This is a genomic window from Pseudomonas sp. McL0111 (assembly GCF_052567255.1).
Genome location: NZ_CP199585.1, coordinates 4,805,121 through 4,817,386 on the forward strand (window position 1 = coordinate 4,805,121; position 12,266 = coordinate 4,817,386).

General features: G+C 58.9%; 8 protein-coding genes, 1 tRNA gene and 1 pseudogene. 7 read left to right on the plus strand and 3 right to left on the minus strand.

Going from position 1 to position 12,266, the window contains the following annotated elements:
* Positions 1-92: 92 nt before the first annotated feature.
* The 5 genes from ACTWLJ_RS21890 to ACTWLJ_RS21910 all read left to right on the plus strand — a co-directional run bounded on the left by ACTWLJ_RS21890 (position 93) and on the right by ACTWLJ_RS21910 (position 6,591).
* On the plus strand, positions 93-2,507 hold the full coding sequence (locus ACTWLJ_RS21890; RefSeq protein ID WP_445178409.1) for a TonB-dependent siderophore receptor: 2,415 nt from the start codon (positions 93-95) through the stop codon (positions 2,505-2,507).
* Between the two features lie 63 nt (positions 2,508-2,570).
* The gene (locus ACTWLJ_RS21895; RefSeq protein ID WP_445178410.1) at positions 2,571-3,755 is read left to right on the plus strand and encodes an ABC transporter substrate-binding protein; all 1,185 of its coding nucleotides are present in this window, start codon (positions 2,571-2,573) and stop codon (positions 3,753-3,755) included.
* Positions 3,752-4,813: a FecCD family ABC transporter permease gene (locus ACTWLJ_RS21900; protein WP_401208362.1), complete on the plus strand. Its 1,062-nt coding sequence runs from the start codon at positions 3,752-3,754 to the stop codon at positions 4,811-4,813. Before ACTWLJ_RS21895 ends, ACTWLJ_RS21900 begins: the two co-directional genes overlap by 4 nt.
* A complete protein-coding gene (locus ACTWLJ_RS21905; RefSeq protein WP_445178411.1) occupies positions 4,807-5,562 on the plus strand; it encodes an ABC transporter ATP-binding protein in 756 nt (251 codons plus the stop codon). The genes ACTWLJ_RS21900 and ACTWLJ_RS21905 overlap by 7 nt, the downstream gene beginning before the upstream one ends.
* 435 nt (positions 5,563-5,997) lie before the next feature.
* Positions 5,998-6,591: a hypothetical protein gene (locus ACTWLJ_RS21910; RefSeq protein WP_445178412.1), complete on the plus strand. Its 594-nt coding sequence runs from the start codon at positions 5,998-6,000 to the stop codon at positions 6,589-6,591.
* 7 nt (positions 6,592-6,598) lie between these two features.
* Here ACTWLJ_RS21910 and ACTWLJ_RS21915 read toward each other — a convergent pair whose 3' ends face one another.
* Both ACTWLJ_RS21915 and ACTWLJ_RS21920 read right to left on the minus strand, forming a co-directional pair.
* Positions 6,599-8,224 carry a mechanosensitive ion channel family protein gene (locus ACTWLJ_RS21915; RefSeq protein WP_445178413.1) on the minus strand — a complete coding sequence of 542 codons (1,626 nt, stop codon included), beginning with the start codon at positions 8,222-8,224 and terminating at the stop codon, positions 6,599-6,601.
* A 68-nt stretch (positions 8,225-8,292) separates the two neighbouring features.
* Positions 8,293-8,904: a TetR/AcrR family transcriptional regulator gene (locus ACTWLJ_RS21920; protein ID WP_445178414.1), complete on the minus strand. Its 612-nt coding sequence runs from the start codon at positions 8,902-8,904 to the stop codon at positions 8,293-8,295.
* A gap of 158 nt (positions 8,905-9,062) precedes the next feature.
* Here ACTWLJ_RS21920 and ACTWLJ_RS21925 point away from each other — a divergent pair, with 158 nt between their 5' ends.
* Positions 9,063-10,445, plus strand: coding sequence for an aspartate aminotransferase family protein (locus tag ACTWLJ_RS21925; protein WP_445178415.1), 1,383 nt, complete (start codon positions 9,063-9,065; stop codon positions 10,443-10,445).
* A 1,057-nt stretch (positions 10,446-11,502) separates the two neighbouring features.
* Positions 11,503-12,096, plus strand: a pseudogene (locus tag ACTWLJ_RS21930) (OprD family outer membrane porin); the annotation flags it as partial.
* A gap of 71 nt (positions 12,097-12,167) precedes the next feature.
* Here the strand turns inward: ACTWLJ_RS21930 and ACTWLJ_RS21935 are convergent.
* Positions 12,168-12,263, minus strand: a tRNA-Sec gene (locus ACTWLJ_RS21935).
* Positions 12,264-12,266: the final 3 nt, after the last annotated feature.

Consider the following 12,266-nt stretch of genomic DNA (forward strand, 5'->3'; position numbering starts at 1 on the left):
AAAAATATTCACTGCGCTGCTGATACTTTTTTCGATCTCGACTGGCAATGAAAGGAACAACCTTTTTCTCTCGCCTACAGGGCCATCCATTCATGCTCGTTGCACGACCCTTGCGCCCGGATTGCCCGCTCAAGCCCGCTATTTGCAGTGCGTTGCTGAGCCTGGCCCTGGTCTGTGCCGCGAGCCCGCAAGCGCTCGCCGCGGTGCCGGTGCAACTCGACTCGGCGGTCGTGCGTTCGTACAACATCGCTCCCGGCCCGCTCGGTGCAACCCTGTCGAGTTTTGCCGTGGACGCCGGCATTGCCCTGTCGTTTCAGCCCTCGGTTACCGAAGGTCTGATGAGCCCGGGGCTTTACGGCAAATATTCCACTCAGGAAGCGTCCACCCGGTTGTTGGCCGGCAGCGGCCTGGACATGCTTGCGCGCAGCGATGGCAGCTACACCCTGGCGCCACGCAGTTTGACGCTGAGCGAAACCACCATCGGCGGCATCGATAAAAGCAGTGACAGCCTGCCTGCGGTGTACTCGGGAAATCAGGTCGCCCAGGGCGGACGCCTCGGCATGCTCGGCAACACCGATGTGATGGACGCGCCCTTCAGCGTCAGCAGCTACACCTCGGAAATGATCAAGGATCAGCAGGCCGTTACCGTCGGCGATTTGCTCGAACGCGATTCCTCGGTGCGTTCCACCGGGCAGACCGGCGGGATTGTCGACTCGTTCTTCATTCGTGGCTTTCCGGTGGGTGAAGGCAATCTCGGCGAGATAGCCTTCGATGGTGTCTACGGCGTTGCGCCCAACTATCGAGTGTTCACCGAGTTCGCCGAGCGTATCGAAGTGGTCAAAGGCCCCGGCGCTCTGCTTTATGGCATGTCTCCGAACAGCGCCGTCGGCGGCGTGATCAACGTAGTGCCAAAGCGCTCTCTCGATGAAGACCTGACCCGATTCACCGCCAGTTATGCGATGAACACACAGCTCGGCGGCCACTTCGACCTCAGTCGGCGTTTTGGCCCTGAGCGTCGGTTCGGGGTGCGCATCAACGGCAGCACGCAACAGGGCAACACGGCCATTGACGAGCAATCGCGAAATGTCGATATCGGCGCCATCTCGTTCGACTATCAGGGTGACCGCTTGCGCACCACCCTGGATCTGCTCAGCCAGAAGGAAAAAATCGATGCCGCATCCCGACCGTTTCTGATCGCCAGCGGCGTCGACATTCCCTCGGCGGCCAATGGCCGTACCAACGTCAGCCAGGACTGGGGCTGGTCGAGGACCCGGGACAAATCGGCGTTGCTCGGTGGTGAATATGATCTGAACGACGACCTGACAATATTTGCTCACGCCGGTGCCGGCAGATCGAACGTCGCGCGCATGTCCGATCAGACGCCGACCATCATCAACGCGGCGGGTGATACCTCGTCGATCCCCGGTTACTACAAATTCGAAGTCGAGCGCTACACAATCGACGCCGGAGCACGGCTGCGCTTCGACACCGGACCGATCAGCCACAGCACCGCCCTTCAGGTCACGCGTTATCGCGATGAATTGTCCCGAGGGATTATTTCCGGGCCCGCCATCCTGTCGAACATCTACCACCCGATTGATCGTCCGAAACCTGATATCCCTACGCCGGACGCGTTGAAAGTCTCCGAAACCGAATTGTCCGGCGTGGCCGTCGCCGACACATTGTCGGTGCTGGATGAGCGTTTGAAAGTCACCGCTGGCCTGCGCAAGCAGAATATCAAGTCCGACAACTACAACCCGGCCGGCGTGGTCACCACCTCCTACGATGACGGCAAGACCACGCCACTGTTCGGCGCTGTGGTCAAACCCTGGGATCACGTTTCGTTCTACTACAACTACATCGAAGGCCTGAGCAAAGGCGATATCGCGCCCTCGACCGCATCGAATGCCGGCGAGATTTTTGCGCCTTACGTGTCCCGGCAACATGAAGTCGGGGTCAAGGTCGACTACGGCACCTTCACCTCGACTCTCGCGCTGTTCCAGATCAAGAAACCCAGCGGCGAACAGACCTCGGGGGTGTTCTCGGTACAGGGCGAACAGCGCAATCGCGGCGTGGAGCTGAACATGTTCGGCGAAGTCGCCAAAGGCACGCGCCTGCTGGGCGGCGTGACCCTGCTTGATGCCGAACTCACCAAAACCGGGGTTGCCGCCAATCGAGGCAACAAGCCGGTCGGCGTGCCTGAAGTCCAGGCCAACCTCTGGGCCGAATGGGACACCCCGCAAGTCGAAGGATTGACCCTGACTAGCGGCGCGATCTTCACCGGCAGCCAATACGTGAATCAGGCCAACACCCAGGAGCTGGATGCCTGGACCCGTTTTGATGTCGGCGCGCGGTACGCCACTCGCATCGCCGAGCGACCAACGACATTCCGCGCCACTGTGCAGAACGTATTCGATCGCGAGTATTGGTCTGGCGTGGCGTCGTACGGCGCGTTTTCTCAAGGTTCGCCACGCACATTGCTGCTGTCGGCCACTGTCGATTTCTAAACCACCGAGTCTTGGCGGCAGTGTTTGCCGTTACCTGATCCGGCTTCTGCAAAGGCATTAATCATGGTTACTATTTTTCGACGCAGCCACGCCTTCGCTGCACTGCTGCTGGCGATTTTGTCTGGCGTGGCGTTGTTATCCCTTGCACCTCGCAGCGCACAGGCAGCCGACGCTGATCCAGCACTGAGCACAGTGACTGACTTGCTCGGACGCAAGGTCAAAGTGCATCTGCCGGTCAGACGGGTGATCCTCGGTGAAGGTCGCCAGCTCTATCTGGTCGCCGCGCTGGACACGCAAAACCCCATCGAGCGCATCGTTGGCTGGCGCAAGGATCTGATCCAGTCTGACCCGGACACCTACGGCGCGTATCTGCGAAAGTTTCCCGACATCGCCAAGATCCCGACCTTTGGCGGCTTTGAGGACGGCACGTTCGACATCGAACAAGCGATCTCCCAGCGTCCCGACGTGATTATCCTCAACGTCGAGGCACAGCACGCCACTGAAGATGCGCGCTATATCGAGAAGCTTGATGCCCTCGGCATTCCGGTGGTCTACGTCGATTTTCGCAATAACCCGATGCAGAACACCGAGCCAACCATGCGCCTGTTCGGCCAGCTCTTCGGCAAAGAACAGCGCGCCGAAGCGTTCATCGATTTTCGCAACCAGCAGATCCGTCGCGTCACCGATGTGATCGAGGCCAATCACCCTGCCCGGCCCAACGTGTTCATCGAGCGCATTGGCGGCTACACCGACGATTGCTGCCTGAGCTTTGGCAATGAAAACTTTGGTCGTTTCGTTGAGATGGCCGGTGGCAACAACATCGCCAAACGCATCATTCCCACCACGTTCGGCCAGTTGAACCCCGAGCAAGTGATCGTCGCCAATCCAGACCATGTGGTTGTCACCACTGCCAACTGGGAAGCCTTTGCCCCCGGCGGCCACTGGGTTGGCGTCGGCCCGGGCGCGGACATGGCACAAGCCCGGAAAAAACTCGCGTGGTACACCCAGCGTGCGGCATACGCCGGCATCAAGGCGCAGGACGATCAAGCGTTCCATGCCATTTGGCATCAGTTCTACAACAGCCCCTATCAGTTCGTGGCGATCCAGCAATTGGCGAAGTGGTTTCACCCGACGCTGTTTGCCGATCTCGACCCCGACGCCTCGTTTCGCGAACTGCATGAGCGCTTCCTGCCTGTGCCCTATGAGCCCGGTTACTTTGTCAGCCTGAAACCCGAGGTCAAACCATGAGTTCGCTGAACGAAGCCATGGTCGTGCAGCGCGATACCTACCGCCGACTGGTGCTGCGCAAACGACTGATCCTCGGCGCACTGGTGTTGCTGCTGATGTGCAGCGTGCTGCTTGATCTGGCACTGGGGCCGGCGAGTTACAGCCTCAGCGAAGTGCTCGGCGCACTGTTTTCGCCGGACAGCGCTTCGCCGCAAGTGCGGGTGGTGATGTGGGAAATTCGCTTGCCGGTGGCACTGATGGCCGTCGCGGTCGGTGCCGCGTTGTCGCTGGCCGGTGCGCAGATGCAGACCATCCTCAACAATCCGCTGGCCAGCCCGTTCACCCTGGGCATTTCCGCTGCCGCCAGTTTCGGCGCGGCCATGGGCCTGGCATTTGGCGTCGCGCTGTTCCCGTTTGCGGCGCAATACATGGTGCCGGTGAACGCGTTCATCATGGCCATGCTGTCAGCGCTGCTGATTCACTTCTTGAGCATGCGCCGTGGCGTGACGGCCGAGACCATCGTGTTGCTCGGCATTGCGCTGGTATTCACCTTCAACGCGTTGCTGGCGTTGGTGCAGTTTTTTGCCACCGAACAAGCCGTGGCTGCCGTGGTGTTCTGGACCATGGGCAGCCTGACCAAAGCGACGTGGCCGAAACTTGGGGTGATTTGTCTGGTGATCCTCATCACCCTGCCGATTTTCGCCAAGCGCGCCTGGGCACTGACCGCTTTGCGCCTGGGCGATGACAAAGCCGCGAGTTTCGGCATCAATGTGCGCAGCCTGCGTTTTCAGACGCTGATCATGGTCAGCCTGCTCGCTTCGTTTCCGGTGGCGTTTGTCGGCACCATCGGCTTTATCGGATTAGTTGGCCCGCACATCGCCCGTATGCTCATCGGCGAAGACCAGCGATTCTTCCTGCCCGCTTCACTGCTCACTGGTTCGTTGATCCTGTCCGCCAGTTCGGTGGTTAGCAAAACCCTGATCCCGGGGGCGATTTTTCCCATCGGTGTGGTCACGTCACTGATCGGCGTGCCGTTCTTCATATCTCTGATTCTGGGCGGGAAGAAAAACTCATGGTGAAGATTCAGCTGGAGAATCTCGGCGCGCGTTACGGTCAACGCACGATCATCAGCGGCGTCAGCACAGGCACCTTTAGCGGCGGCCAGGTAGTCGCGGTGGTCGGCCCGAATGCGGCGGGCAAATCGACTCTGTTCAAACGCATGGCCGGGTTGATCGACGGCCCCGGCCAAGTGATTTTGCAGGACTCGAAAAAAGGCGCGCAGGGCATCAGCTACATGCCCCAGGGTCTGAACGCCAGTGCCCGACTGACCGTGTACGAGTCGGTCCTGCTGGCGCGCAAGCAATTGACGCCTGGCTGGGTCGTCCACAATGACGAATTGAAACTGGTCGACGACATCCTCGGCGCATTGGGCATCACCGAACTGTCCTTCCGCAATCTCGGCGAACTCAGCGGCGGTCAGCAACAATTGGTGTCGATTGCCCAGACACTGGTGCGCGAACCGGAAATCCTGTTGATGGACGAGCCGACCAGCGCACTCGACATGCATCGTCAGGTGCAGGTACTGAACTTCATGCGTGCACTGGCGCGCAAGCGCTCGGTCATCGTGTTTATCGCGATCCATGACCTGAATCAGGCGTTACGGTTTGCCGATCAAGTGCTGGTCATCGCCGATGGCACCGCGCAGGGCAGCGGGCCGAGTCATGAGGTAATCACCGAGTTGATGCTGCGTAACGTCTACAAGGTCGAGGCGCGAATCGAGCAATGCAGTCGCGGCCAGCATCACATCCTGATCGACGATATTGTTTGAGGTTGCTGCGTTGAGCCTTATGGCCCAATACACAGGCATATTTTAAGATTCGTCTTATGCTTGGCGCGCTCGCGTCTGCAATCAACAGAAAACCTGCGGTTGCCTGGAAACCTTGTGATGGCCCACGCACAAAAGTGTATCTGCCTTAGCAATTTCGACAGATCATTGTTTGTGCGTGTCCCCTCTGCGGACATGAGGCGATTCTGAAAAGTTACCCATCAGTGTTCCGACTGGCTTCCCCCTCCGAGCTACCATTGGCGATACCGATCACTTTGATTCTTCGAACCCACTCGTGATCCGGATGCAGTCGCACCAGATGCTCAAGCAACCAAAGCAAATCCTCAGAAGACAACTCAAATCGCACCAGTCTACCTCCTGATTTTTTATCAGCTAGCCTTGAACCGGATCACTGAAGGTCGTTCTCAAGGAGCTGTCATGTTCAAGTTCGTTAAAACCACGGTGATCGGCGGCCTGCTGTTCATTCTGCCGTTGGTGTTGATTTTCGTCCTGATAGAAAAAGCCATTCACCTGTTGCGCGGGCCGGTGGAAAAACTGCTGCCGATGTTTGCTGGCCACGACATTGCCGGCGTGACATTGGTAACGCTGGCGGCCCTGATTGGTTTGATCGTGCTGTGCTTTCTCGCCGGGCTGCTGGCAAAAACCTCGACGGCGGCTCGGGCGCTTCAGGCCAGCGAAGACAAAGTGCTGAGCAAATTGCCGGGTTATGAACTGATCAAGGACGCCACTGCCCGCCTCGCCGGGCTGGAAAATGCCGACGCTTCGAAGGTCGGCATGGTCGCCGAAGAACAAGGCTGGCGTCTGTGTCTGGTGCTGGAAAGCGTCGGTGACTGGTTGACCGTGTACATGCCCGACGGTGGGCCGGGTGGCGGCACGGCCGGCGAAGTGCGAATGCTGCGCGCAACCGATGTGATCATCACCGACCTGTCTTGGCTGGGACTGGCCGGTGGATTGCGCCGTGGCGGACGTGGCTTGTTGGAGCAGATGCAGCCATGGTTGCCGAAGGCCTGAACCGGGCCTACTGCGGCGGTTGCGGATCTTTCGGTTCTTGCGCAGGCGCGGTAAACCACTGGTCTTTCGGCACCCACTTCTGCTCTTTCGGATCACCCAGATAGTGCGGCGACATGATCTGCACGCCGTACTCGTTGAACACATCCTGAATGTTCGCGTGCAGCATGCTCAGCAGCACCGCCCGTGGCCGTGGCTGGCTCGGAATCGCCTGGGCCACCAGTCGATACTCGGGATAGAAATCTGACAAGGCAGTCTGGAACACCTGCGCCGCCGGGTCTTCGAGAATACCGGGGGTGCGTTTGGCGGCTTCCAGCAACATCGCCTCGACCTGCCGCCATGGTGTGTCGTAGCCGATGGTCACCACCGTGTCGACCACATAGCCCGGGCCTTGCACTGTGCGCGAATAGTTTTTGGTAACGGTGCCGGTGATCATCGAATTGGGCAGTGTCAGCACTTCGCCGAGGCCCGTGCGTATGCGCGTGGTGAACATGCCCAGCTCCGTCACGGTGCCTTCGTATTCGCCAATTTTCACGAACTCGCCCGGGCGCAAGGTGCGCGTGTAAGTGAGGATCAGCCCTGCCGCTGCTTGCCCGACCACGCTGGTCGCGCCCAGCGAAATCATCAGGCCGATCAACACCGACAAGCCTTTGAACGCATCGGTTCCGGCACCCGGCAAGTACGGATAGGCCATCGCCAGTGCAAACAACCAGATCGCCAGTGAAGTCAGGCGTTGGGTGGGTTGCAGGGTTTCGCTGTTCAGCCAACTGAACGTTCCCGGCGTCGCCATGCGTCGCAGCACCCGCCGACTGAACGCGGTGGCGCCACGGGCAATAAAGAAAATTGCCAGCGCCACACCGAGCCCGGGAATCGCCCCGACGATGCCTTGCAGCAAGTAACCGGCCACTTCCAGCAGATAGTTATTGAGACTTTCACCCCACGGCCGGGTGTAGGGAAACCGCGACAGGACAAATCCCAGCCACTCGTAAGTCAGCAGCAGGATGACCAACCAGCGCAGCAGCAACAGCAAACGGCTGGCCAATGGATACAGGTAGTTGGCATCGATCAGTTGCACCCGCCCGACTTTCAGCGCCTGAGTGTGACGTTCCATCAACTCGGGAAGTTTTGTCAGCAAGCGGCGGCGCAGATACGCCAGACACCAGAGCAATGAGAGGTAAATCAGCGTGGCCACGGCGGCCATCGCGAGGGATCTGAGGATCAGATGCAGGCTGCGCGCTTCCTGGGTTTCGGCGACAACCTGGCGCAGTTTCGCCGCAGCACCTTCGGCGGCTTGTTGCACCGAGGCGTATTCGAGTGCATCGACATCCTTGGGTGAAACGATGAATGCACGCTTGTCGCCCAGCAGCACCATGTAACTGTTCTGGATCGGATCGACCGTGACATTGAGATTGTCGGTTTCATCCAGCGCTTCGCTGATGACCACCTTCGCCCGTTTGACCCGCGATGCCGGCGCCTCGCCGAGAATCGTTGCGCGAAACAGCATGATGCTGCGATTGGCGATCTTCAGTTCCACCGCTTCATTCGCCGGTTTGTCCGTCTCATCGACAGCCCAGAGAAGCCCGGACCAGAGCATTGCGAACACCACCATCGATACCGCCAACAGCTTGCTGCGCATGCGCCTTTTTCCTTACGCCCGGTCAGTGAGGGATACGTAAGGCAGCGTAGTTCAGCGATGAGCGGTTGTCAGACCGGGTTCTCGAGCATTCCATGGCACAGCAGATTCAACACGCTACGCATGTGCAGGGCATGCGCTTGTCTATCCTGCGTGGTTTCGGTCGCGAGACGAATAAACGCCATGTTGGCGTACTGGTTGAACAGCGTCGCGGCGACGTCGATATCGATCGATTCACGCACTTTGCCTGCGCGCTGAAAATGCTCCAGCAGTGCCTTGGTCTCTTCGATTACCGCTGCATTCCACGGGCTCAATGCCTGAGCCAGTTCACCCGTTAGCAGAAATGGCGCCAGTTCCCGCCACAGCGATGCGGGCATGGCTTGCAGTTGGTAGTCGGTCATCAAGCCTTCGAATTCGCACAGCGCGTCGAGCGGATCGCTCTGCTCATCCAGATTGGCCCGGGCGTCGCGCATGGCCTGCTCGTCGGGTTGCTTGAGCAACGCCAGCAGAATTTCCTGCTTGCCGCCGAAGTAATTGACCACGGTCGGTGCCGACACACCGGCCTGATTGGCGATCTGTTCCAGGGTGGTCGCGCCAAAGCCATTGGCTCTGAACAACTCCAGCGCTGCTTGAGCGATGTCTTGCCTGCGCTGTTCTTTCTGTCGCTCTCTGAGTCCGCTCATCTTGCCTCTGCCGTGCCTTGCTTGATGGGTGACAGCTTAAGATTGTTCTTTTTAACAACAAATTATTTTCTTTACAAAAATATTTTAAGGTGACAAATATTAGCTCGTGCAGTGCAGACCCAATGCACCCACCCGCCCTGTTTTCCTGGAGATCAGCCATGTCTGTCGAACTCGATCCGACCCGTACCACTCGCGATTATCAGGCCGCCGACGCCGCTCACCATATCCACGCGTTCGTCGACCAGAAAGCCCTCAACGAAGAAGGCCCGCGAGTAATGGTCAGCGGTGATCGTCTGGCATTGTGGGACAACGACGGCAATCGCTATCTCGACGGCATGTCCGGCCTGTGGTGCACCAATCTCGGCTATGGCCGCAAGGATCTCGCCGCCGCTGCGACCGCGCAACTGGAACAACTGCCCTACTACAACATGTTCTTTCACACCACTCACCCGGCAGTGATCGAGCTGTCGGAGCTATTGTTCAGCCTGCTGCCGAAGCACTACAGCCACGCGATCTACACCAACTCGGGCTCCGAAGCCAACGAAGTGCTGATCCGCACCGTGCGCAAATTCTGGCAGGTGATGGGCCAGCCCGAGAAGAAAATCATGATCGGCCGCTGGAACGGCTACCACGGCTCGACCCTGGCCGCGACGGCGTTGGGCGGGATGAAGTTCATGCACGAAATGGGCGGCACCATTCCAGACGTCGCGCACATTGACGAACCGTACTGGTTCGCTCACGAAGGTGATTTGAGCCCCGAGGAATTCGGCCTGCGCGCCGCACGGCAACTGGAAGACAAGATTCTCGAACTTGGCGCCGACAAGGTCGCAGCGTTCGTCGCCGAACCGTTCCAGGGCGCTGGCGGCATGATCATCCCGCCAGCGACTTACTGGCCTGAAATCCAGCGCATCTGCCGCCAATATGATGTGTTGCTCTGTACCGATGAAGTGATCGGCGGTTTCGGCCGGACTGGCGAATGGTTTGCGCATCAGGCATTCGGTTTTGAACCGGATACTTTGTCTATCGCCAAGGGCCTGACCTCCGGCTACATCCCTATGGGCGGCCTGATTCTGTCGCGGCGCATGGCCGAGGCACTGGTGGAAAAAGGTGGCGTGTTTGCCCATGGCCTCACCTACTCCGGGCACCCGGTTGCGGCGGCGGTGGCGATTGCCAACCTCAAGGCGTTGCGTGATGAAGGTGTGGTTACCCGGGTGAAAACCGATACCGGCCCGTATCTGCAAAACTGCCTGCGCGAAGTGTTCGGCAATCACCCGCTAGTTGGGGAAATTCAGGGTCTAGGTCTAGTGGCGGCTTTGCAGTTTGCCGAGGACAAGGCCACCCGCAAGCGTTTTGCCAACGAAAACGACATCGCCTGGCGTTGCCGCACGATTGGCTTTGAAGAAGGCTTGATCATTCGCTCGACCCTGGGCCGGATGATCATGGCGCCGGCGCTGGTTGCCACGCGAGCAGAGCTGGATGAACTGGTCGACAAAACCCGCATCGCGGTAGATCGCACCGCACAGGAATACGGAATCCTGTAACGGGTTGAGAGGGAATCTGTCCTCTGTAACCACCACCAAGCCTTGTGGGAGCTGGCTTGCCAGCGATAGCGGTGGGTCAGACAAATCATTGTTGAATTTTCAGGCCTCTTCGCTGGCAAGCCAGCTCCCACAGTTTTTTGTGTGCTGCCATCATCGGTGGATACACCCTGAATTCCTGTGGGAGCTGGCTGCCAGCGATAGCGGAGGGTCAGACAAATCATTGTTGAATTTTCAGGCCTCTTCGCTGGCAAGCCAGCTCCCACAGTTTTTTGTGTGCTGCCCTCATCGGTGGGTACACCCTGAATCCCTGTGGGAGCTGGCTTGCCAGCGATAGCGGTGGGTCAGCCAAATCATTGTTGAATGTGCAGGCCTCTTCGCTGGCAAGCCAGCTCCCACAGTTTTTTGTGTGCTGCCATCATCGGTGGGCACACCCTGCCCCCTGTGGGAGTGGCTTGCCAGTGATGGCGGCGGGTCAGACAAATCATCGTTGAATGTGCAGGCCTCTTCGCTGGCAAGCCAGCTCCCACAGTTTTTGTGTGCTGCCATCATCGGTGGGCACACCCTGAACCCTGTGGGAGCTGGCTTGCCAGCGATAGCGGTGGGTCAGACAAATCATTGTTGAATGTGCAGGCCTCTTCGCTGGCAAGCCAGCTCCCACAGTTTTTTGTGTGCTGCCATCATCGGTGGGCACACCCTGCCCCCTGTGGGAGTGGCTTGCCAGTGATGGCGGCGGGTCAGACAAATCATCGTTGAATGTGCAGGCCTCTTCGCTGGCAAGCCAGCTCCCACAGTTTTTGTGTGCTGCCATCATCGGTGGGCACACCCTGAACCCTGTGGGAGCTGGCTTGCCAGCGATAGCGGTGGGTCAGACAAATCATTGTTGAATGTGCAGGCCTCTTCGCTGGCAAGCCAGCTCCCACAGTTTTTTGTGTGCTGCCATCATCGGTGGGCACACCCTGCCCCATGTGGGAGCTGGCCTGCCAGCGATAGCGTCAGCACATTCACCGCCTCATGACCTGACAACTGCAACAATGCAGCAATCAGCTCAATCACCATTCTGCATTTCAAACAGTCCGGCGTGCTGCTCGACGCCAATCTCTATCACACCCGCGACACCGGCCAAGCGCTGGCCGGCGCTATCGACAACACAGCGTTCAGCCTCTCGGGCAAATACACTTTCGGCCCGCACGCGGTGCTGCTGGGCTGGCAACGGATCATCGGCGACACGCCGTTCGACTTTGTCGGAGGCGACTCGATTTATCTGGCCAACTCGATCAAGTACGCCGACTTCAACGGCGCCAACGAACGCTCCTGGCAAGCTCGATACGATTTTGATCTGGGCGCCTTCGGCATTCCCGGCCTCAATTTCATGACCCGCTACGTCTCCGGCAGCCACATCGACGGCACTCACGCGCCAAAGGGTGGCGCCTACAATCCGTTCGATGCGCAAAGCGGCGAATACCAACCGCAACAAGGCGAAGGCGGCAAACATTGGGAGCGTGATATCGATTTGCGCTACATCGTCCAGTCCGGGTCAGCCAAAGATCTGTCGTTGCAGTTGTCACACGTGTCACACCGGGCCAACAGTGCCCAAGCGGGCGACGATATCGACCGGATTTACATGGTCATCCAGTACCCACTGAATTTCTAAGACCTGTGTGACTGCCTGCTTTCTGTAGGAGCTCACGAGTGAAACGAGGCAGCGATCTTTTGACTTTAAATTGGCGGAAGGCAGCCGGAGTCGAACCTGCCCGGGAACGGATGCCGTCCCCAACCGGGTTTGAAGCCCGGCCGCGCCACCGGGCGCGATTGCCTTCCTTG